This is a genomic window from Rubrivirga sp. (assembly GCF_965213695.1).
Classification (GTDB): Bacteria; Bacteroidota; Rhodothermia; order Rhodothermales; family Rubricoccaceae; genus Rubrivirga.
The window spans coordinates 1,394,831-1,416,596 of the sequence record NZ_OZ243912.1; the positions used below are offsets into that span (position 1 = coordinate 1,394,831).

13 protein-coding genes are annotated in these 21,766 nt (G+C 72.2%); 3 read left to right on the forward strand and 10 right to left on the reverse strand.

Going from position 1 to position 21,766, the window contains the following annotated elements; genetic code table 11:
- Window positions 1-181 precede the first annotated feature (181 nt).
- On the reverse strand, window positions 182-3,388 hold the full coding sequence (locus ACOOHE_RS06090) for a TonB-dependent receptor (protein WP_420456912.1): 3,207 nt from the start codon (window positions 3,386-3,388) through the stop codon (window positions 182-184).
- Between the two features lie 146 nt (window positions 3,389-3,534).
- Window positions 3,535-5,532, reverse strand: coding sequence for a glucosamine-6-phosphate deaminase (gene nagB / locus ACOOHE_RS06095; protein ID WP_420456913.1), 1,998 nt, complete (start codon window positions 5,530-5,532; stop codon window positions 3,535-3,537).
- 263 nt (window positions 5,533-5,795) lie between these two features.
- Here nagB and ACOOHE_RS06100 point away from each other — a divergent pair, with 263 nt between their 5' ends.
- Window positions 5,796-8,741 carry a xanthan lyase gene (locus ACOOHE_RS06100; protein WP_420456914.1) on the forward strand — a complete coding sequence of 982 codons (2,946 nt, stop codon included), beginning with the start codon at window positions 5,796-5,798 and terminating at the stop codon, window positions 8,739-8,741.
- A gap of 29 nt (window positions 8,742-8,770) precedes the next feature.
- Window positions 8,771-9,337 carry a Uma2 family endonuclease gene (locus ACOOHE_RS06105; protein ID WP_420456915.1) on the forward strand — a complete coding sequence of 189 codons (567 nt, stop codon included), beginning with the start codon at window positions 8,771-8,773 and terminating at the stop codon, window positions 9,335-9,337.
- 33 nt (window positions 9,338-9,370) lie between these two features.
- Here ACOOHE_RS06105 and ACOOHE_RS06110 read toward each other — a convergent pair whose 3' ends face one another.
- Both ACOOHE_RS06110 and ACOOHE_RS06115 read right to left on the reverse strand, forming a co-directional pair.
- Window positions 9,371-10,252 (reverse strand): GNAT family N-acetyltransferase, encoded by an 882-nt coding sequence (locus tag ACOOHE_RS06110; RefSeq protein WP_420456916.1) that lies wholly within the window; start codon window positions 10,250-10,252, stop codon window positions 9,371-9,373.
- Window positions 10,249-12,351, reverse strand: coding sequence for an MFS transporter (locus tag ACOOHE_RS06115; protein ID WP_420456917.1), 2,103 nt, complete (start codon window positions 12,349-12,351; stop codon window positions 10,249-10,251). Before ACOOHE_RS06115 ends, ACOOHE_RS06110 begins: the two co-directional genes overlap by 4 nt.
- 397 nt (window positions 12,352-12,748) lie before the next feature.
- Here ACOOHE_RS06115 and ACOOHE_RS06120 point away from each other — a divergent pair, with 397 nt between their 5' ends.
- Entirely contained in the window at window positions 12,749-13,852 is a 1,104-nt protein-coding gene (locus ACOOHE_RS06120) for a porin (RefSeq protein ID WP_420456918.1), read from the forward strand.
- 17 nt (window positions 13,853-13,869) lie between these two features.
- On the opposite strand, the gene ACOOHE_RS06125 is transcribed toward ACOOHE_RS06120, so the two are convergent.
- The 6 genes from ACOOHE_RS06125 to ACOOHE_RS06150 form a co-directional block, all read right to left on the reverse strand.
- The gene (locus ACOOHE_RS06125) at window positions 13,870-15,381 is read right to left on the reverse strand and encodes a glycoside hydrolase family 10 protein (protein ID WP_420456919.1); all 1,512 of its coding nucleotides are present in this window, start codon (window positions 15,379-15,381) and stop codon (window positions 13,870-13,872) included.
- A gap of 319 nt (window positions 15,382-15,700) precedes the next feature.
- Window positions 15,701-16,600: a serine hydrolase gene (locus ACOOHE_RS06130; RefSeq protein ID WP_420456920.1), complete on the reverse strand. Its 900-nt coding sequence runs from the start codon at window positions 16,598-16,600 to the stop codon at window positions 15,701-15,703.
- A 25-nt stretch (window positions 16,601-16,625) separates the two neighbouring features.
- Window positions 16,626-16,988, reverse strand: a complete 363-nt coding sequence (locus tag ACOOHE_RS06135) for a hypothetical protein (RefSeq protein ID WP_420456921.1) — start codon at window positions 16,986-16,988, stop codon at window positions 16,626-16,628.
- Between the two features lie 59 nt (window positions 16,989-17,047).
- Window positions 17,048-17,905, reverse strand: coding sequence for an arsenic resistance N-acetyltransferase ArsN2 (arsN2, locus tag ACOOHE_RS06140; protein ID WP_420456922.1), 858 nt, complete (start codon window positions 17,903-17,905; stop codon window positions 17,048-17,050).
- Window positions 17,889-18,212, reverse strand: coding sequence for an ArsR/SmtB family transcription factor (locus tag ACOOHE_RS06145; protein ID WP_420456923.1), 324 nt, complete (start codon window positions 18,210-18,212; stop codon window positions 17,889-17,891). The genes arsN2 and ACOOHE_RS06145 overlap by 17 nt, the downstream gene beginning before the upstream one ends.
- A gap of 289 nt (window positions 18,213-18,501) precedes the next feature.
- Entirely contained in the window at window positions 18,502-21,513 is a 3,012-nt protein-coding gene (locus ACOOHE_RS06150; RefSeq protein ID WP_420456924.1) for a choice-of-anchor Q domain-containing protein, read from the reverse strand.
- Window positions 21,514-21,766: the final 253 nt, after the last annotated feature.

Here is a 21,766-nt window from a genome sequence, read left to right on the forward strand (position 1 = left end):
GGCGGGCAGGGGAGGGCCTAGAGGGTGTCAGGTGGCTCGTGGGCCGACCCCCCGCTCCCGCTGCCATCGCTCCGCTCCGTACAGCGGGAGCTGTCCCCCTTGAAGGGGGACAGTCCGTCCGCCCGCTGAGCGGAGCGAGGGGCGGACGGACGGGGGATACGGCTCACGACCAGTCACAGCGTTAGAGGCTCACGCGGACGCCGAAGAACACGTCGCGGGGGTTGAGGAAGTTGAGGTACCCCTGGTTCGGCATGTCGATGTAGGCCTTCGTTTCGAGCACCTCGTCCACGCGCGCCGGGTCGGCCGGGGACCACACCCCATCGCGGTTGACGATGTAGGTCTGCGTGTTCTCCTCGTAGTAGATCGCGCCGGGATCCGGGTTGCCCAGCTCGGTCCGGGTTTGGACCGAGAACATTGGTTGGTAGGCCACGTCGTCCGGCCGGTAGTCGCCGACGACGTCCGTCCCGGGGATGTTCGAGTAGTCGTCGCTCGCCGGGAAGTGCAAGCTGGCGAGGTAGGCGTTCCGGTCGTTCCCGTCGGCGGCCCCGTAGAACCGAGTACCGAAGAACGACATCTCGCGGCGGTTGAGCGCGTTGTAGACGTCGGCATAGAACAGGACCTCGCGGCCGGCGACGGCGAACTCGCGCTGGAACCGCAGGTCGAGCGACCACCGGTCGCGGACCGCGACGTTCTGGGTCACGCCCGGCGCGGCGACGCCATTGTCGCCCCAGGTGTAGGCCCCGCCGTCCTGCCACCGGCCGATAAACGACGTCCGCCAGCCGCCCAGCGGGTGGACCCCACCCAGGCTCGGTCCGAAGTCGATCGGTGAGAACAGGTTGAGGTTGGCCCGGGCAAACGGGCGCGGGACCGGCCGCGACGACGCCAGCCGCCGGAGCCCGTCGCTCTCCTCCTGCTCGCGCTGGGTCGTCGAGTTCTCGAAGACGTCCCGGAACCCGAAGTAGCCCGACTGGCGGACGTCGTAGGTGTAGTTGATGAACCCGTTGACGTATTTCCCAGTCGGCTTCTGGAGCGTCACCTCGAAACCCCGAATGTCGGCGTAGTTGTTGGCCTCCGTCCGGTCGTACTCGACGCGGCCGTCGCGGCTCTGGTACGTCACCAGCCGCGGCTCGAGCGAGACGTCCTTGTAGTAGCCGGCGACCCGGGCCGTGAACTGGCCGAAGAACGACTGCTCGTAGCCGAGCTCGTAGGCGATCGTTCGCGGCAACGGGTTGTTCGGGTCAGCGATCTGGGTGATCTGGCCGCCGACCGAGAACGCCCGCACGACGTAGAGCTGGTCCGAGTCCGGGAGCGACCGGAAGTGGCCGTAGTTGAAGTAGAGCTTGCTCAACTCCGTCACCGGGAACGAGACGCCCAGCCGGGGGCTCAGCGTGACCAGGCTCCGCGCGGGCGACGTCTCCAGCAGCGAGTCGAGCGCGGCCGTTGGCGTCCCGTCGCGGCCGAGCTGGACGCCGGCCAGGACCGGGTCGAACAGGTTGTAGTCGTACCAGTTGCCGCCGGCCGTGAAGTAGTCCAAGCGCAGGCCGAGGTTGGCGATCATCCCGTCGAGCTCCAGCTTCGTCTGGGCGTAGCCGGCTGCTCGGATCGGCGTCTCGTCCCAGACCGTCCGCACGTTCGAGCTCGTCAGGAAGGAGTCGATCCGGGCGTAGTTGATCAGGCTCCGAGTCAGGTTGTACTCGAGCCCCGTCTTGACCTCGGCAAAGCGCGTGAGCTGGTTCGTGTAGTCGGCCTGGACGTTGTAGGTCGTGACGCGGGACGAGTCGCGCGCGTTCGACATCCCGACGCCCATCCGCATCCCGTCGACGCCCTCGGACGGGAACGGCTGCCACCCAAACGGGCCCTCGTTGAACCCGACCCCGCCGAACGTGGCGACGATCGTCGAGTCCCGGCGCGGGCCCGGGTTCGTGTCGTAGCGGCTCTCGAACCGGTTGAGGCGGACCTGGTACACCGACGTGGCCGAGAGCGCGTGCGAGAACTGGGCGCCGACCTGGTCATACGTCGTCTGCGACGGCCCCCAGAAGTCGCCCGAGAACGTCCGGCTGTCGATAAAGCTGGACCCGATCGGGCTCACGCCCGAGAGGTAGGTCGCGATGCTCTCGGGCGAACGGAAGACGCTCCCGGTCCCCGTGCTGATGGCGCCCGACCGCGTCGAGGCGGTCCCTTCGAGCGCGCCGTAGCGGCCTTCGACGCTCAGCTTCATCCCCGGCCGGACGTCGCTCGTCAGCTTGAGGTGGCCCGTCCGCTCGGCGTAGCGGTCGGTGTGGAGCGGGACGAGGTAAGCGTCCTCCTCCTGGCGGAACGAACCGAAAAAGCGGAGGTTGCCCAGCCGCTGCCCGCCCGGGACCGGCCCGCCGATCCCGAGGTCGACCTCGTAGTCCGGCATCGTGATCTCGAACGACTTCCGGTGCTGGAACAGGAACGCGTCCTGGAGCGCCTGCGGGGTCAGGTCGTTGGTCGGGTCGTTGTCCGAGAGCAGGCCGGCCGAGATCGAGTTCCACCCCTCGAAGTCCGGGTACTGGTCCTGGGTGGCCTGGTCCCACGCCCCGTTGCCGGTGCCCGTGAACGCGACGGCGGGGTCGGTGAACGGGCGGATCCAGTAGGCGTCGAGGTCGTTGGCGCTCCCGCCGAAGTTCTTCTGGGCCGCCGGGCTGTAGCGCGTCCGGATGTCGGCCTGGTACCGGCGCGGGTCGCCCTCCTTCGTGACCACGTTGACCACGCCCGAGCGGACGTTGCCGTACTCGGCGTTGAACCCGCCGGTCTGGACCTGGACCTCCTCCACCGACGCCAGGCTGATGTTGGTGAACGGCGCGTTGTTCCGCTCGTCGCGCAACGTGAGCCCGTTGACCTGGAACGCGATCTCGTCGGCGCCCGAGCCCCGGATGGTGAACCCGTCCTGGACGCCGGCCTGGAGCTGGACCGCGTTCTCGATAGACGCGACGGGCAGCGCGGCGATCTCGGCCGAGCCGATGTTCGTCCGCGAGTTCGACACGTCGACCTCGACCGGCGGGCGCTCGGCCCGGACCACGACCTCCTCAAACGTCGCCGTCTCCGGCCGGAGCGTGACGTTGAGCGCCGTCGTCTGGTCGATGTCGATGTTGACGTTCTCGGTCAACTGGGTGGCGTACCCGATCGACGAGATCCGGACGGTGTACGTGCCCGCGGGCACGCTCAGGATCGTGTAGTACCCGTCGACGTCGGCCGTCGCCCCACGCGACGTCTCGACGACGAACACCGTCGCGCCGATGATCGGCTGGCCGCCCTCGTCGACGATGCGGCCGGAGAGCTTGCCGGACGTCTGGGCCGCCGCGAGCGGGGCGGCAGCGGCGACGAGCAGGAGGACGGGGATGCGGAGCGCGGTGGCAAGGGTCATCAGCGGACGGGCCTGTGCAAAGGGGAAAGCGCTTTCGGAACGGGGCGCGGTCTCGGGCCGCCGCCGCCGAAGATGGGGCCGGGACGCGAGCTCCGCAAGGTGATTCTGGAGGGACCTACGTCACCCGCCGCCGGACGGCGTTGTGATTAGGGCATCTCGCGGACGGTGACGAACGCCTCGGCGGCGTAGCACTCGGGCAGGCCGAGCGCGTCGAGCGCCCGCGCCGTCTCGGCGTTCCGGTCGCGCGCGCGCTCCCAGAACTCGCGGTCGTCGTAGGCCCCGGGGAAGAGGGCCCGGTCCTTCTGGCTCTCGTGCTTGTAGATGGCCTCGATCTTGAGGTCGAGCTCGGCCTTCGAGAGCGGCAGGAACACGTCGGCCCGGTCGATCTCCCACTCCTGCCACGCCCCGCGGTAGAGCCAGACGAGCGGGCGCGGGTCGTCGTCGGCCTTTTTGCGGCGGCCCTTCTTCGCAGGTGCCCCGTCGCCACCGGGGTCGGCGGTCGCCAGCCCCTCGCCGTAGCGGCGGACGGCCTGGTCGATGGCGCTGTAGCACATCCGGTGCGTCCCGTGCGGGTCCGAAAGGTCGCCGGCCACGAACAGGTGCGTCGCCCCGGTCTCCTCCAAGAGGTCGAGCACGATCTGGACGTCGGCTTGGCCGATGGGCGCCTTCTTGACGCGGCCCGTCTTGTAGAACGGCATGTCGAGGAACCGGGCGTGCTCGGCGCCGAGCCCCATCACCTCGATGGCCGCGATCGCCTCGGTGTAGCGGATGAACGCCTTGATCTTCTGGACGTCGCCGGTGTCGACCTGGGCCGGCTTCTTTTTGTCGAGGTCGCGCAAGATGGTCGTAATCCGGTCCTGGAGCCCGTCCTCGGCGGCCGGCGCCAGCACGTCGTGGGCCATCCCCACAAACTGGAGGTGCCGCCGGACGTCCTGGTCGAACACGGCGACCGACCCGTTCGTCATGTAGGCGACCGTCACGTCGCACTGGTTGCGGACGAGCGCGTGCAACATCCCGCCCATCGAGATCACGTCGTCGTCGGGGTGCGGGCTGAACACGATCACCTTCTCCTTCGAGGGGAGCCGGTCGCGGTAGATCACGCGCTGGCGCAAGTCCTCGAACACGGTCTGGCAGAGGGTGTCGACGCCGTGGGCGTGGACCAGGTCGTGGAGGTGGTGCCGGTGGAAGTCGCCGGCGTCGAGGCGCAGGATGGCCTTGCCGGTCTCGCGCGAGAGCCAGATCACGGCGCGCTTGGCCGCGTCGGGCGTCCACTCGACGCGCCGCGTGAGCCACGGCGTCTTCTCGCGCGTGAGCTCGGACGCGGCGGCCCGGTCGACGTAGAACGAGGCGTTCGAGTGGAGCTGGAGGTAGGTCGCCGAGACCTGCTGGTTCGGGGCCTCCTCGACGGCTTGGCGCACGATGGGCGCCTTGTGCTCGCCGGTCGCGATCAGGATGATCTCGCGCGCGTCGAGGATCGTCCCGACGCCCATCGTGATGGCCTCGCGCGGGACGTAGCGCTCCTCGAAAAAGTCGGACGCGGCGTCCTTCCGCGTGATCTCGTCGAGCACGATGAGCCGGGTCCGGTCGTCGGGCGTCGAGCCGGGCTCGTTGAACCCGATGTGGCCGCTCCGCCCGATCCCGAGCAAGAGCAGGTCCATCCCGCCGGCCCGCTGGATGAGCCGCTCGTACTCGGCGGCGTGGGCCTCGATCTCGCTCTCGGGGAGGTCCCCGCGCGGGATGTGGACGTTGTCCGGCGGCACGTTGACGTGGTCGAAAAAGTTCTCCCGCATAAACCGGTGGTAGCTCTGCAAGCTGTCCGGGTCCATCGGGACGTACTCGTCGATGTTGAACGTGACCACGTTCGAGAAGTCCAGGCCCTCCTCGCGGTGCATCCGGATGAGCTCCTGGTAGACGCCGATGGGCGTCGAGCCGGTCGGGAGCCCGAGCACGGCCGTGTCGCCGGCCGCTGCCTTGGCCTCGACGAGCGTGCGGACCTGGCGGGCGGCCTGCTTGGCGAGCGCGCCGGGGTCGTCGAAGATCAGGACCGGGACGCGCTCGACGCCGTGGTCGCGCCACGGCTGGCGGGTGAACGAGGGCTCCGGGGTGGGGAGGGCACGGGACGCGGTGCCGACGAAAGCGGGCATGACCGGGCGGTCTGGGGAGGGCCTGTCGGGTCCTGCGCGCTGTCACCCGGCCGAGCCGGGCGCCCCATCCTGGGTGAGCAGCACGCGACGCGGCGGGCTCCGAGGGAATGGAGCCCGTAGTCTAGCGCCGCCGGCCCCAACAGACCGGTCTTTCTTGACAACGTTTGCAGAACCGTCATCCGCGAGCGGAGAATTGCAGCCTGAGGCGTTGGCGAACGGTCGGTCGAGGCAGGCGTACCTGTGGGCAGATCCCCCCCGCGCCGATGCCCGTCCGCTCTTCCCTCCTCGTTCTCGCTGCGCTCGCGGTCGCCGGGTGCGCCGCGTCCGGGCCGCCGGCCGCCGTGCCGCCGGAGGCACCGGTGGCCGAGACGGCCGCGCGGAACGCGAGCGCAATGGCGGCGCTCGACGGCGTGCTCGCGCGGTGCCGGTCGGGCGGGTGCGGGCTGGCCGTCGGACCAGGCGTTCAGGTCGACACGGTCGACGTGGTCGGGGGCGCCGTGGTGGTCCAGTTCTCGCGCGACCTGGGCGACGCGCCGGCCCGGCCCGAGTCCGTGGCCGCGTTCGAGGCGGCCGTCGCAGAGGCCGTCCGAGGCGTGTATCCCGGCGCGTCGGTCCGGGTCGAAACCCGAGGGGCCGCGCTCGCCGCGCTCGTCCCCAACGCCGAGCGTCCGGCGGCCGACCGCGACGCCGACCGCGTATTCGCCCCGTCTGTGACCGGCCCCGCGCTCGTCCGCCCGGCCGACGCCGAGCGCGTCCCGACGGCCGGGATGGCGGGCCGGCACGTCGCGCTATGGCCGAGCCACGGGTGGTACCACAACGCGACGGGCGGCCCAGGCGCTCCGGGCGACGGCCTGTGGGGCTGGCAGCGCGCCCGCCTCTTCACGACGGTCGAGGATCTGCTCACGGTCGGGTTCGTGACGCGCGAGCTGGCGCCGATGCTGGAGCGGGCCGGGGCTGTCACGTTCCTGGCGCGCGAGCGCGACGTCCGCGCGCGCGAGGTGATCGTCGACGACGGCGGGCCGGGTTACTCGGAGACGGGGCGCTGGACCGATGGGCCGGCCGGCTTCGCGCCGCGCCCGTCGTACGGCGACGGCGAGAACCCCTTCCGCTTGGGCACGTCCCGCCAGGCGGCCGGCGCCTCGGGTTCGGCGACGTGGCGGCCGACGATCCCGGAGGCCGGGGCGTACGCCATCCACGTCAGCTACGCGCCGGGCCCGGACCGGTCCGTGGCCACGCGGTACCGGGTCGCTCATGCGGGCGGCACGTCCGAGGTCGTCGTCAACCAGACGATGGGGGCGGGGACGTGGGTGTACCTCGGCACCTTCGAGTTCGCGGCCGGCACGGACGGCGCCGTCGTCTTGCTCGGGGGCGACGGCGGGACGGTCTCGGCCGACGCCGTCCGGTTCGGAGGAGGGACCGGCGTCATCCGTCGGGGCGGCGCGGCGAGCGAAAAACCGCGGTGGACCGAGGCCGCACGGTATTACGAGCAGTTCGCCGGCGCCCCGCCGTCGGTCTACAACGTGACCGGCGAGCCCGACGGCGACTACGTCGACGACTACCGGAGCCGGGGCGAGTGGGTAAGCTGGCTCCGCGGCGCGCCGTTCGGCCCGACCGGAGACCGGGATAACCCGGGCCTGGGCGTCCCCATCGACGCCTCGGTCGCGTGGCACACCGACGCCGGCCAGACCCGCGACGGCCTGATCGGGACCTTGATGATCTACGACGTCCCCGGTATGGACTCGACGCGGACGTTCCCGAATGGCGTCTCGCGTCTGGCCAACCGCGACCTCGCCGACGGCGTCCAGACCCAGATCGTCGACGACCTCCGCCGGCTCTACACGCCGGACTGGCCTCGCCGCCCGCTGTGGGACCGGAACTACTCCGAGGCCGCTCGGCCGACGGTCCCGTCGATCCTGATCGAGCTCCTGTCGCACCACAACTACCGCGACGTGCGCCACGCGCTCGACCCCCGGTTCCGGTTCGACGCGGCCCGCGCGGTCTACAAAGGGCTCGGCCGGTTCCTCGCCGACCAGCGCGGCCAGCCGTTCGTCCCGCAGCCGCTCCGCCCGACGCACGTCGCGGCCGAGCTGACCGGCGACGCCGTGGCGCTAAGCTGGCGTTCCCAGCCCGATCCCGTCGAGCCCGACGCGCTCCCGACGGCGTACGTCGTCTACGCGCGCGACGGCGAGTGGGGGTGGGACGCCGGGACGCGCGTCGAGGGGACGTCGGCCCAGTTGCCCGCGCCGCCGCTGGGCGTCGTGCGGAGCTACCGGGTGGCCGGCGTCAACGCGGGCGGGGAGGGGCGGCCGTCCGAAGCGCTCGCCGTCGGCCAGCCGGCCGAGAGCCTGGGCGACGTCCTTGTGATCGACGGGTTCGATCGGGTGGCCGCACCCGATGCCGTCGACCAGCCGGACCGCGTCGGATTCGTAGACCCGGTCGGCGTGCCCGAGGGACTGGGTGTGGTCGCCGTCGGCGCGCAGCGGCTGTTCGACCCGAGCCTCGCGTTCGTGAGCGACCGCGAGCCGGGGTGGGGCGCGAGCGGGCGCGAGCTGGAGGGGACGCCCGTCATGGGCAACGACCGCGACCACGCGGCGGCGCATGCCCGGGCCCTCGTCGCGGCCGGCTACTCCGTCTCGTCGTCGAGTGACGAGGCCGTCTGGGATGGGACGGTCGGTCTGGACCGGTTCGACGCGGTCGACCTCGCGCTCGGCCTGGAGCGGCGGACGCCGTGGCCCGACCCCGACGACGCCCGCCAGCCCGCGTTCGAGGCGCTGCCGGCGGCGCTCCGCGACCGTCTCTCGGCAACCCTCGACGGCGGCGGCGCGCTCGTGGTCTCGGGCGCGCACTGGGCGTCCGACGCGGCGACTGATCCGGCCTCGGCTGCCTGGGTCCGAGAGAGGCTGGGCGTCGAGGCCGTCGGCGTCGTCGAGCCGACTGAGGCGCCCGCCACGCGCGCGCTCGCCGTCGAGGACACCTTCGCCCCGTTCGGCGTCGACTACGGTCCCGAGCGCGCTGCCGTCCGCCGGCCCGACGTGCTCCGGGCCGTGCCCGGCGCCGAGGTCGTCCGGTTCTACGGCGACGCCGAGCGGGGGGCCGCCGTCCAGCGCGGACGGGCCGTCAGCGTCGGCATCCCGCTCGAGTCGATCGTGGACGAGCGCCAGCGTGCGGCCGTGATCGCCGACGCCGTGCGCCGAGCCCTCGACGGCTGACCCTACCTTGACGCTCTGCCCCTACTGCCATGCCCGCCACCGCCGCCCGCACGCTGACGTTCACCCCGGAGGAGTACTTCGAGTGGGAGACGACGCAAGAGGTCCGCCACGAGTACCACTTTGGTGAGGTGTTCCCGACGCCCGGAGGAACGTTCGCCCACGCCACCGTCTCTCTCAACCTGGGCTCTGCCCTCCTCGTCGCGCTTCGAGGCTCGAACTGCCGACCCGTCTCGAACGACATGCGCGTCGAGGTGCTCGCTGGAGGTCAGTACGTTTACCCCGACGTCACGGTCTACTGCGGTGAGCCGGCGTTCGTCAACGACCGAAAAATGACGCTCGTCAACCCGGCTGTCGTGTGCGAGGTGCTCTCGCCGGACACCCGGGCGTACGACCTCGGCGAGAAGCTGGCGCTGTACCGCGGCGTCCCCTCGATCCAGACCGTCCTTTACGCCGACCCCGACCGGCGCTGGGCCCAGCTCGCGCGGCGGACGGAGACGACGTGGGTTCGGGACGAGCCCGTCACCGAGGGCCCCGTCGAGATTGGCGCCTTGGGCGTGGCGCTGGATCTGGCGGACCTCTACGCCGGGCTCGGGTAGGGGCGACTCGGCGAGCCCCTGCAAGGGTAGTCCTTACAACCCCCGCTCGAACCGGCGGTAGCGCCGGTCGACGGTCGCCCCGACGGCTCGCTCGTAAAAGGGGAGCGAGGCGGCCCAGGCAATCGTGGCCCGGTCGCGGCCGGCTGCGCGCAGGTCGGCGAGGCAGCGGCGGAGCAGGACGGCGCCGATGCCGAGCCCGCGCGCGGCCGGCGCCGTCCCCATCGGGCCGAACCACGCGAGCCCGACGTGGCTGGCGCTGTGGGCCGCGAACCCGAGCGAGTCCCCGTCTCGAAGGGCGACGTGAACCGCCGGCGGGTCGTGAGCCAGAGCCAAGGCCACCTCGGGGCGCCACGCCGGCCACTCGGCGTCGAGGAGCCGGCCGAGCGCGGTCCGGTCGGCGTCGCCCGACACGCGGCGGACGGCGACGCCCTCGGCCTGAAGCCGGGCTTCGTCGGCGTCGGTGGCCCAGTCCTGCGCCAGATCGACGCCCAAGTCGACCGACTCGCCGATGGCGTGGAAGCCGGTCGCTTCCGCGAACGCTAGGCCGGACTCCAGGCGGAGGTCGACGCCGGGCGTGAGGTAGACCGGCGCGCACTCGCCCAGGCGCAGGGCGGTCGCCCCGCGCTGGCGGAGCCCGTCCCCAAGCGCGTCGAGCAGCGCCGTCCCGATCCCGCGCCGCCGCCGCCCGGGGTCGACGGCGAGCAGGCGGGCGCTCCCGCGCACGTCGCCCGCGACCGGCCACAGCGCCCCGACACCCAGCCCGACGACGTGGCCGGCCTCGACGGCGACGAGGGCGAGGTCGGCGTCGGTCTGCTCGGCGAACCGGGCCGGCGTCATCGGGTCGAGTGGGACGCTCCGGTTCCAGAGCGCGAGCCCGTCGTCGTCCGGCCGGAGCGGTCGGATCTCGGCCGTCACGTGGCCGCCTCGTCGTCCTTTTTCTTTCCGAACGACGGGTCGATCCGGATCCGGGCGACGACCAGGAAGCTCGGGATCGTCGCGATGAGCACCCAGACGAAGAAGCTCTGGTAGCCGACGATGTCCTCGAGCCAGCCCGAGAACATGCCCGGGATCATCATGCCCAGCGCCATCAGGCCCGTCCCGATGGCGTAGTGGGCCGTCTTGTGCTCGCCCTCGGCGATCCAGATGAGCACCAGCAGGAAGGCCGCGAACCCGAACCCGTAGCCGAACTGCTCGACGCCGACGGCCGCCGAGATCGCCCACAGGCTCTCCGGCCGGACGATGGCGAGGACGAGGTAGACCGCGTTCGGCAGGTTGATCGCGAGCACCATCGGCCACAGCCACCGGCCCAACCCGTCGCGCGCGGCGACGATCCCGCCCAGAATCCCGCCGACCGTCAGGCACGCCACGCCGACCGTCCCGTACACCAGCCCGACCTCGCCGGTCGTCAGCGCGAGCCCGCCGGCCTCGACCGAGTCGAGCAGGAACGGCGTCACCAGCTTGACCACCTGGCCCTCAGCGAACCGGTAGAACAGCACGAACGCGACCGCGATGCCGATCTCGGGCTTCTCGAAGAACGACACGATCGTCTCGGCGAACGGCGTGCCCGAGAACGGCAGGGCTCGGAACATGCGGCCCCACGGCCCGGTCGTGCGCGGCGCGACGAGCCCGGCGATCATCATCGGGAGGAGCAAGACGGCGAGGGTCGGGATGAACGCGGCCAGGAAGCCGAGGTACTGGACGATCCCGCCGGCGCCCGCGCCCTCGGCGCCCACGTCGACGGCAGGGCGGGGGAGCACGAAGGCGTGCCACGCCATGAGGCCCAGGAACACGCCGGCCAGGACGAAGAACGAGATGGACCACGCCAGGGGGATGTTGCCGGACGTGGCCCGGAAGGTGGCCGCCGTCGGCCCGTCGAGCTTGGCGTCGGCCTGGACGACGGCGGCGAACGGGCGGTCCCAGTTGGCCTCGGTGAACGTGAACCGCTGGCCGCCCTCGACCAGGTGCAAGCTCGGGTCGCCGTCCTCAAGGCCGAGGTTGACGGCCACCTCCTCGCCCGGCGGCGGCGGGCCGGACAGCCGGAACGCGACCACGCCGACGTTGCCGGCGACGGCGCTCGGCGCGGCCTCTTGCTCGCCGAACAGCTCGGCGATGGCGCGGCCGAGCGGGCCGGAGACGGTTCGCCCGAACCACGAGGGGCCGTCGTCGTCGCCGGCCGTGGCCTCCTCGACGGGGTAGAACCCGGCGGCTCGGTTCGACGCCCGCGCCGTGGCGATGAGGGAATCGACGTCGGCCGTCGGGCGGAGCGCCAGCGGCACGTCGAGCGCGTCGGTCGAGGCCGAGAGCTCCAGGTCCCCGCGCTCGGCGCCGGCGGCGGCCGTCCGGTCGGTCGCCCCCAGCGGGAGGGCCTCCGGCGTCAGCAGCGGGGCGCCGGCCTCGGCCGGGACCGCCCGGACCTCGACGTCGACGGCGCCCAGCCCGGTCGAGCTCTCGAGCGAGCCGGCCAGGAACGGGACCGCGCCCGAGACGGCGAAGATGGCCGCCCGGTAAAACGTGCTCCGGATGCCGACGTACCACGCCTGGTCGTGCTCGTCGAGCGCCAGCATGTAGAACCCGTCGGCGGCGATGTCGTGGGTGGCCGAGGCGAACGCGAGCAGCCAGAAGAACGCGAGCGAGCCCTGGACCCAGCCCGGCGTCGGCAACGTCAAGGCCACGCCGGCCAGGCCGCCGCCGATCAGGATCTGGGTGGCCAGGATCCACCACCGCTTGGTCTTGAGCACGTCGACGAGCGGGCTCCAGAACGGCTTGATGACCCAGGGCAGGTACAGCCAGCTCGTGTACAGCGCGATGTCGGTGTTCGACAGCCCCATCCGCTTGTACAGGATGACGGCGAGCGCCATCACGGCCATGTACGGCAGCGCCTCGGCGAAGTAGAGCGTCGGCACCCAGGCCCACGGGCTCCGGCGGTCCGGCTCGCCCGGCGTCTCGCCGACGCGGACGTCGCCGTCGGTGATCGTGGTGGCGACCTCGGAGTCGGGAGGAGGGGCGGAGTCCATGCGGTCGGGGGCGGGGCGGCCAGATGGTACGACGGCCGCCGGCCCGCGCGCCGGCGTCACGCGCAGGGCGAGCGCATGCTAAGAAATGGAGCGAGGACTCTTTTGCTCTCGCTCGCCCAGACCGAAGACCGGGGACGGGAGGCCGGCTCGGATCGTTGGAGGGCCCCGGTCCTCGGTCCTCCGTCCCCGGTCTCACGGCCTCGGGGCTCCGCCACAACGCGACAGGGCGTCGCTCTGGCCGAGTTCAGATAGCATGCGCTCGCCCTGGCGTCACGCGGAACAGTCGCAGTCCCCTGGCGACGTCGCCCTGCGCTCAGCGGCGGAGCGGCTCGGGGGCCGCGAACCGGGCCGGGCGGCCGGTCGTTGGCCCACGTCCCCCACCGACCCCACCCCGCCCGTGCTCCGTCACGCCGCTGTCCTCTTCGTCTTCGCCCTCTCGCTCCACCCCGCCCGCGCCCAGGAGGTGGCCGAGGACCCGAACCTGGAGAGCGGGGGGCCCGAGCTCTCGTTTGGGGGCCTCGTTCAGACCCAGTTCAACACGTCGCGGCAGGCCGACGAGGACCCGACAGAGCTCGCGCTCCGCCGCGTCCGGCTCGCCGCCAACGCGCGCGTGAGTCCGATCGTGAGCGGGCGGCTCCAGGCCGAGCTCGCGAACGCGGCCGTAGGCGGGGCGGCCGAGCTGAACGAGGCCTACGCGCTGTTCCAGTTCGTCCCCTCGTTCGGGGTCTTGGTGGGCAAGGGCGGGCGGCCGTTCGGGATCATCGACGCGACCACGGCGGCCACCTTGACGCCGATCGAGCGGGGGGGGCGGTTCCGCGGGGCGGAGGCCGTCGAGCTTTACCGGACGCTCGAGACCCTGTCTTACGCCGGCCGGTCGGTCGGCGTCCAGGTGCTCGGCGAGGCGGGCGCGCTGGTCTACGCCGCCGGGTACTTCCGGGGCGCGACCGGCGAGGAGGGAGGCGACGCCGACATCCGCCAGGTCGCGGCCCGCCTCCAGGTCGCGCCCGTGGCCGGGGTCAAGGTCGGGCTGGGGGTGACGAACCGGGCGTTCGCCCGTGCCGACCCGCCCGGCCTCCAGACGGGGTCCGGCGCCGACCCCTCCGGCGAGACGAAGCGGGGGAGCGGGATGGCGCTGGACTTCGAGGTCGGCGACTACGGCGAGCCCGGGTTCCACGCGCTCGGCGAGGTGGTGGCCGGCACGCTCGACCCGTTCCAGGACCACGGGTTCGTCGGCGCCCAGGGCTGGGTCGCCTACCGCGTCGGCGGCCTGGCGGGCCCGACCGGCGACGTGCTCGTGGCCGTCGAGCCGCTGTTCCGCGCGAGCGTCGCCGACGCCGAGGGGCCCGTGGGCGAGAGCGACGGGGTGCTCCTCACGCCGGGCCTCAACCTGTACGCGGCCGAGAACACGCGGCTGGCTCTGAACCTCGACGTGTTCCTCCCCAGCGACGGCGCTCGGGACCCGCTCGTCTCGTTCCGCAGCCAGGTCCAGATCGCGTTCTAGCCGCCCGCCTGGGCTCCCTACCTCCCACCGACCTCGACCACCCGGGCCGGCCCCTCGTTCCCGACCCGGTCGATCCCCGACACGGCCACGGTCTCGACCGGCCCGCCGTCGGCCGGCAGCACGTACGTCCCGACGTCGCCTGGGACGATCTCCCAGGTCCACGCCCCCCCGCGCCGCGAGCGGACGACCCACTGGCGCACGGGCTCGGCCCCGCCAGGGAGGGCGATCACGTCGGCCCCATCGCCGCGCCGGGTGACCGCGAGGCGCGGGGCGTCGGGCGGCTCGGCGTCGAGCCAGGGCGTCGCCGGGACGAGCGCCGGCTCGGCGTACGGGCCCGCCGCCAGGTCGTCGCCGAGCGACGAGTAGCGGTCGAGCAGCGCCTTCATCGAGAAGTGGACGGTCCCCGTCGCCTCGGCGTCGTCGCGGACCAGCCGGACCTGGTCGACGATCTCTTGGGGCCGGTACCCGCCGACGTCGGGCAGCGTCCGGCTGTCGTAGAGGCCGGGCCACAGGTGGCGGCCCCGAACGTTCTCCGACCCCCACCAGTCCAGCAGCGCCGGAAAACTCTGGCCCCGGCTGCTGATGGCCCAGTAGAGCTGGGGCGCGAGGTAGTCCAGCCAGCCCTCGCGCCACCACTTCCGCGCGTCGGCGTAGATCTCGGCGTACTGGTCGAAGCCTGTCACCGACGCCGGGTGGCCCGGCCGCCAGATCCCGAACGGGCTGATGCCGACCTTGACGTGGGGCTTCTCGGCCTTGACGCCGTCGTAGAGCCGCTCGATGAATTGGTCGACGTTCTGGCGGCGCCAGTCGTCGCGGCCCAGCGTCTCGCCGGCGGCCTGTGCCCGAGCGTACGAGTCGGCGTCGGGGAACGGGGTGCGTCGGCCGCGGCGGTCGTTGACGGGGTACGGGTAGAAGTAGTCGTCGAGGTGGACGCCGTCGACGTCGTAGCGGCGGACCACGTCCAAGATCACGCCCAGCGAGTGGTCGGCGGCCTCGGGCTCGCCGGGGTCGAGCCACAGGTAGTCGCCGTAGCGGCGGACCAAGTCGGGCCGCTGGCGCGAGATGTGGGTGAGGTCCGTTCCGCCGACGGCGGCCGGGTGGCCGGCCCGGTACGGGTTGAACCAGGCGTGGAGCTCGAGCCCGCGCGCGTGCGCCTCGTCAATGGCGAACGCCAACGGGTCGTACCACGGGTTCGGCGCCCGGCCCTGCTCGCCGGTGAGGTAGCCCGACCACGGCTCGATGGCCGAGAAGTACAGGGCGTCGGCTTGCGGGCGGACCTGGAGCACGACGGCGTTGAGCCCCACCTCCTGCGCTCGGTCGAGCAGCCCGGTCAGCTCCGTCCGCTGCTGCTCGGGCGTCAGGCCGGGCCGGCTCGGCCAGTCGATGTTGGCGACGGTCGCGATCCAGGCCGCGCGGAACTCGCGCGTCGGCCCGGGCAGCGTCGCCGCGTCGACCACCTCGCCGCCGCGCATCGGGTCGGCGGGCGCGGGCGGCGGCGTCGGGACGGGTGCCGGAGCGGGAGGGGCCACCACAGCCGGCGGCGCCGGGCGGACAGGCTCGGGGCCGGAGCACCCGGCCACTCCGAGGCCAGCGAGGGTGAGGAGGGCAGCGAGAGCGGAGCGAAGGGGCACGAGCAGGCGTGGGGGGCGGGGCGCTGAACCTACGCCTATCGCTCGTCCGCGCTCCCCCCAGGGCGAGCGCCATTCTCGGCTCGCGGCTCGGAGACGGGTTCGGAGGGCGGGGGTGTGGGCGTATGGGAGTGGACGTCCCCCACACTCCGAGTCCGGCTCGCGGGTTGGAGAACGCGCCTGCCCTGCGCTCCCCCCTTGTCCCTCTCGCCGAGGCGCGTCAGCCCGCCAGCGCGGTGTGGACGGCGCGCGTGATCTCGGCGCCCAGCCGCGCCGACGCCTCGCGGTCGGCGATCCCCTCGGTCAGGATCACCAGCACGTAGGGGGCTCCCTCGGTCGGGTAGACGATGGCGGCGTCGTGGTGGATCTCGGTGATCCAGCCCGTTTTGTGCGCGACGCGCGTGCCCGGTGGCAGGCCGGCCGGGATCATCTCGTTGAACGCCTGGTCGTCCAGGATGTCGCGCATCTCGGCGTCGGCTGCGGGCGAGACGGCGCGGCCGTCGCGGATCGCCTCCAGGACGGTCGCCAGCGCGTTCGCGGTCGTCGCGTTGCTGAGGCCGGCGCGGAACGCTTTCAGGTCCTCGACGCCCCGGAGCACGCGGAGGTCGGGCGCCTCCAGCCGGTCCATCGTGGCCTGGACCGAGTCGGCCGTGACGAGCCCGATGAGCAGGTTCGTCGCCAGGTTCGACGACGTGGTGATGGCGCGCTCGACCAGGTCGCGGAACGTCACGTCCTGGCCCTGGAGCGCGTAGAGCCCGTCGTCCGTGTCGTCCTCGATCCGGTACTCGGACCCGTCGACGATCGAGCGGAACCGGTTCTCGACGCGGACCGGGTCGTCCCAGGCCCGGCGGCCGGCCTCGACCTGGCGGAAGGCCTCGACCATCACGCCCACCTTCATCGTCGAGGCGGCGTGGAACGGGCGGTCGGCGTTCCGGCGGTAGACGATGGTGTCGCCCGGTGCGGCGCGGCGGACGGCCACGGCGACGGTCGCGCCCGGGTACCGAGCGACGACGGCCTCGACGGAGGCCACGAGCGGCGAGGGGTCGGGCACGGGCGGGGTGGGGGCCCGGCACCCCGCCAGGACAGCGAGGGCGACGAGCGAGAGGCGGGCAGCGGTCATGGGCCCACGATACCGCCGGGCCGGGTCACATCCGGCCCGAGACCTCGGTCTCCAGCCAGCGCGGCAGCGGGTCGCCCTGCGGGTAGATTTGCGCTCGCGCCGAGTAGTCCTCGACGTCGGTCGCCTGGACGCGGATCTGGGAGAAGTCGGCCGAGCCGAACCGAGTCGAGAGCGTCATCACGACGCCGTCGGCCTCGTTCTGGACCGACTCGATCCGGGTGCCCGACTGCTGGAACGCCTCGCCGATGGCCGAGACCACGTCGCCCGGCGAGCCGTGGAAGTAGGTCCACTCGAACGGGTCGGGCTGGCCGTAGGCCTCCTCGATCGAGGCCGTCGCGCAGCCGGCCAAGCCGAGCGACAAGAGGACGAGGGCGGCGAGCGTGCGCATGGCGAGGGGGGCGAGAGGCTGGGACAACGTTGTTCGCCGCCGCCCGGTGCCCCGACGTCTCAGGGGGATAGCGCTTTGCCCAGACAAGCGGCCGAGGCGGGGCACGTCGCCGTGAACTCGCTGGACTGGCGGATGGCGGGGGGCGCATCGGCCCGGTCGAGCGGAGCGTAGCCGCGGGCCTGGAAGAAGCCCGCGGCCGTGGTCGTCAGCAGGACCAGCGAGCCCAGGCCGCCCGTGCGGGCCGTCGCCTCAGCCGCGTCGACGAGCCGGTCGCCGAGGCCGAGGCCCCGGAGCTCGGGCGCGACGGCGAGCGACCGGAGCAGGCCCGCGTCGCCGTACGGCTCGACGGCCACGCACCCGACGACGGCGTTCCCAGCGCGGAGGACGAGGAAGCGGCCGGCGTCCGACGCCGACAGGTCGCGCGTGGGTAGGTCGGAGGCGGAGAGGAGGTCGCGGAGGGCGGGCCAGTCGGCGCTCGTCGCGGGCTCGGGGCGTCCGAAAGCCGCGTCGAGCCAGGCTCCAATCTCGTCACGGACGGCCGCGAACGCCGCCCGGCGCTCGGCCTCGGACCCCTCCACGGCGGACGGGTCGCGGAAGGCGCGGTGGACGTTGCGAATCCGAGCCGGCAGGTACGGGCACGCCTCACGCGCCGAGTCGCACACGGTCACGACCACGTCGAACGTCCGGTCCCCCAGCTCGTCGATCGTCTTCGACGTTTGCCCACTCGGGTCGATGTCGACCTCGCGCAAGGCGTCGGCGGCCAGCGGGTGGACGCCGCGCGCGACCGTCCCCGCGCTGAACGCCTCAAATCGGTCGCCGTGACGGTCCCGCAACAGCCCTTCGGCGAGCTGCGACCGGGCCGAGTTGTGGGTGCACACGAACAGGACGGAGGGGCGGGCGTCAGCAGCAGTCGTCATCGCAGGAGCACGGGACGAGTCCGTCGAAAAAGTCGGAGAAGCGGTCGGAGAGGGCGGCCAGCGCGTCGTCGTCGAGGCAGTAGCACGAGCGCGGACCGTCGGCGGTGCCGGTGATAAGGCCGGCCTCGCGGAGGACCTTGAGGTGCTGGGACACCGTCGACTGGGCCAACCCGACGACCTCGACGACCTCGCCGCACACGCACTGGCCGCGCGCGCCGAGCGTCTTCAAGATGGCGAGCCGTGCTGGGTGAGCGAGGGCCTTCGCCCAGTCCGCGAGCGCGGCGTGAGAAGGGGAGGTGTCGGTCATGAGAGACAAAGGCAGGACCGGCGGCGGAGACGGGCCCCGCCGCCGGAAGGGGTTAGCAGCAGCAGCAACGACCGGAGTCGCAGCAGCCACCGTCGCCGCAACCGCAGTCGCAGCAGGCACAGGATGCCATAGAGGTGGGAGTCTGGTGGAACAAGATGATCGTCGATCGACGATGAACGATAAGGTTGCGGTGGCACCATGTCAACCCCCGTCATGCAGCGGGCCCCCCCGCTCCGAAGAACGGGGGGACCCGTGACGCACCGGCTGAGGCCGGGTGGTGGCGTCCGCGCTAGCGGGCGACGGTGACTTGGCGCGTGGCCCGGACCGTCTCGCCCTGGAGCACGAGGACGTAGACGCCCGCGGCCAGCGACAACCCGTCGATGTCGACCTCGAACGGCGTCTCGGCCTGGGCCGGGCCTGAGAACACGTCCTGGACCCGGCGGCCCATCACGTCGTAGAGCGCGACGGTGACCGGCTGGCCCTCAGCCACGGCGAACGTGGCCGAGGCCCGGGCCCCGAACGGGTTCGGGGCCACGCCGAGCCGGACCGGCTCCGTCATCGACTCGACCAGCGAGGCCGGGGCGGCCAGAATTGTCTGGTCGATCCCCGGCGAGTACGACCCGACCGGGAAGGGGGTGTCGGCGGTGTCGTTCGACGTCTCGCCGTTGAGCGCGTCGACGCCGCTGTAGAACCAGTTGTCCGGGTCGAAGTCGCCGTCCGGGCCGGTCCCGTCCGAGCGGTAGGCCCAGCCGTTGGTGTACTCCCACTCCTCGCCGGTCCCGTCCGTATCGGGATCACCGAACGTGTCGACAACCTCGTTGTCGCCGTCGCCGGTGAAGTAAAGGACGATGGCGTCGTCGCCGTTGATGTTGGCGGCGCCGGCGGTGTAGTCCGGGGCGAACCCGAACCACTCGGTGAAGTTGGGCACCTCGCTCGCGACGTAGATGAAGTCGCCGGCCGAGGCCGAGACCGCCGGGAACGTGAACTCGGGACCGTCCGCGCCGCCCCCGTTGTTGGCCGACTCGACGCCGTAGACCGAGAGGTCGGCGACGTCTTCCAAGACGTAGAACTCGATGGCCTTCGGCGTCCCGCCCGAGAGCGTCGCGTCGATGACGCCGGTGATGACGAGGGCCATGCCCTCCTCGCCGCCGCCGGTCGCGTCGCCGAACTCGACCGCGCCGACGTCGTCGGGCTCGGTCCGGGCCACGCCGCGCTGGTCGACGTCGAGGTCGGTGTTGCCGGCGTCGATGGCCGGGCTCCCACTCATCAGCGCCGCCGTCAGCGTCGGCCCACCGTTGTCGGCGAGCGGCTCCAGCATCGGGTCCGTCCCGGTCTGGTCGCTCGACTGGGCCGGGAAGGTGAGCGCCGACGGCGTCGTCCCGATCACGTTCCACCCGTTCGAGCCGTAGCGGCCCTGGAGGTTCGGCCCGTTCGTCGCTTGGTTGTCGGCGACGATCGTGTTCCGGAGCGTCACGAACGGGTCGCCCTGGTTCGGCGTGTTCTGGTTGTAGAGCCCGCCGCCGCCGACCGTCGCCTCGTTCTCGGCGATGGTCGCGCTGTCGAAGTCGATCGACCCGCTCATCGAGAACACGCCGCCGCCCAGGCGCGCGTTGTTGGCGTAGATCGTCGAGTTCTCGACCGTGGCCGAGGCCCCGTCGAGGACGGCCAGGCCGCCGCCGTTGCCCGACGTGTTGTTGACGATCAGGCTCTGCGAGACCGTCGTCGTCCCGCCGCCGGCAAGGATGCCGCCGCCGGCCGGGGTCTGGCCGAACGTCCGGTTCGCGTTGATGGTCGTCGTGGTGACGGTCGCGTCGCCGCCGTTGACGTACAGGCCGCCGCCGCCGTTGTCGGCGCCCGAGCCCCGGGCCTCGTTCGAGGTGAGGTCCGAGCCCATGAGCGCGAGCATGGTCCCGGTGTTGATCCACAGGGCGCCGCCTTCGGAGCCGGCCTCGTTGCCCGAGAACTCGGTGTCGGCGATGGTCAGGTCAATGTCGCCGGTCGTCGTGTGGATGGCCCCGCCGTTGCCCGGCGCCATGGCCGTCACATTCGCCATGAACGTGCCCGACGAAACGGTCACCTCGACCTCGTCGTCGGCGTCGCCGGCCGTGATCTCGATGGCCCCGCCGGCCCGCTGCGACCGGTTCTGACTAAACGTGACGTTGATGAACATGGCCGTCCCGCCGTTGACGAGCACGGCTCCGCCCGAGCCCGAGGCCCCGGTGGCCCGGTTCTGTGACAGGTTCGAGGGGGCGCTGCCGGTGTCGATCCGGAGCGTCCCGCCGTCCGAGTAGACCGCGCCGCCGCCCTTGTCGGCGTCGGCGCCCTCGGCGATGTTGCCGGTGGCCGTGATGCCCTGGAGCGTCATCGTGCCAGACCCGGAGATCCAGTACGCGCCGCCCTCGTTGGCCCGGTTGCCCGTCGCCACGGTCTCGGCGATCACGATGGACACGTCGCCGCCGCCGTGGACGGCGCCGCCGTTGCCGGGGTTCGTCCCAGCCGTGTTCCGGTCGAACGAGCCCCCGGTGATGAGCGTGGCCCCACCGACCGTCTCGATGGCCCCACCGGCCCGCTGCGACCGGTTGAGCGTGAACGCTGAGCTCATCACCGTCAGGCTCGCCCCGTTCGGGTTGAGGATCGCCCCGCCCGAGCCCGAGGTCCCGAGCGCCCGGTTGTCGGTGAATGTGGCGTCGGTCACCGTGACGTCGCCGCCGTCGGTGTAGATCGCGCCGCCGCCCTCGTTCGCCGCGCTGCCGCGGGCCTGGTTGCCCGTGAAGGATGTGCCGTCGACGGTGAGGCTGCCCTCGGCCGAGACCCAGAACGCGCCGCCGAAGACCGGGGCCCTGTTCTGGGTGGCCGCCCCGTCCGTTACCGTGACGTCGGCACCGCCCGTGATCAAGAGCGCGCCGCCGTTGTCCCGGCCGCCCTGGAACGTGACGTCGGCAAACGAGACGTCGTCGTCGCCGTCGACCTGGAAGATCCGGCTGCCCGAGGCGGCCGTGATCGTGACCGGCCCGCTCACGGTGACCTCCTCCGTGATGGTGAGCTGGCCCGCCGTCAGCGTGACCGTGGCGACGGCGAACTGGATCTCGTCGTTCGAGTCGTCGCCGGCCGTGCACCCGCCGACGGCCGTGTCCGTGTTGGCCGAGGCCACGGCCTCGCGGAGCGTGCACCCGGCCCCGTCGTCCGTGGCCGAGTCGACCGTGATGGTGGCGGCCGAGGCCGGGAGCGCAAATGCGAGTCCGAGCGCGGCAAAGAGGGCGGACTGCGGAAGCAGCCGGCCGAGGGTAGGTGTGAGCCTCATAGGATCAAGGAGATGGGGGAGAGAGAAGCCGCGTTGCCACAGAGCCAGGGATGCCGCGCGTACCGATGGTAGGGGTGAAGCCAATATGGAGCAAGCGCCTGACAGTTCCATGACCGAATTGCGAGTCTTTCGCCCCGAGAGCCTGCGTCTTTCGCGCCGAGACGTCCGCCGCTGACTCTGACCAGGCGACGGGCTCGCGCTTTCCCACCGGTTGTTCCTCGCCAGATTTCACAGGGCGAGGGCCCGTCGTCCT

Excerpts from the sequence above, each read along its gene's own strand:
- ACOOHE_RS06090 (WP_420456912.1), bottom strand. The coding sequence starts at position 3,388 with ATGACCCTTGCCACCGCGCTCCGCATCCCCGTCCTCCTGCTCGTCGCC.
- nagB (WP_420456913.1), bottom strand. The coding sequence starts at position 5,532 with ATGCCCGCTTTCGTCGGCACCGCGTCCCGTGCCCTCCCCACCCCGGAG.
- ACOOHE_RS06100 (WP_420456914.1), top strand. The coding sequence starts at position 5,796 with ATGCCCGTCCGCTCTTCCCTCCTCGTTCTCGCTGCGCTCGCGGTCGCC.
- ACOOHE_RS06105 (WP_420456915.1), top strand. The coding sequence starts at position 8,771 with ATGCCCGCCACCGCCGCCCGCACGCTGACGTTCACCCCGGAGGAGTAC.
- ACOOHE_RS06115 (WP_420456917.1), bottom strand. The coding sequence starts at position 12,351 with ATGGACTCCGCCCCTCCTCCCGACTCCGAGGTCGCCACCACGATCACC.
- ACOOHE_RS06130 (WP_420456920.1), bottom strand. The coding sequence starts at position 16,600 with ATGACCGCTGCCCGCCTCTCGCTCGTCGCCCTCGCTGTCCTGGCGGGG.
- ACOOHE_RS06135 (WP_420456921.1), bottom strand. The coding sequence starts at position 16,988 with ATGCGCACGCTCGCCGCCCTCGTCCTCTTGTCGCTCGGCTTGGCCGGC.
- arsN2 (WP_420456922.1), bottom strand. The coding sequence starts at position 17,905 with ATGACGACTGCTGCTGACGCCCGCCCCTCCGTCCTGTTCGTGTGCACC.
- ACOOHE_RS06145 (WP_420456923.1), bottom strand. The coding sequence starts at position 18,212 with ATGACCGACACCTCCCCTTCTCACGCCGCGCTCGCGGACTGGGCGAAG.
- ACOOHE_RS06150 (WP_420456924.1), bottom strand. The coding sequence starts at position 21,513 with ATGAGGCTCACACCTACCCTCGGCCGGCTGCTTCCGCAGTCCGCCCTC.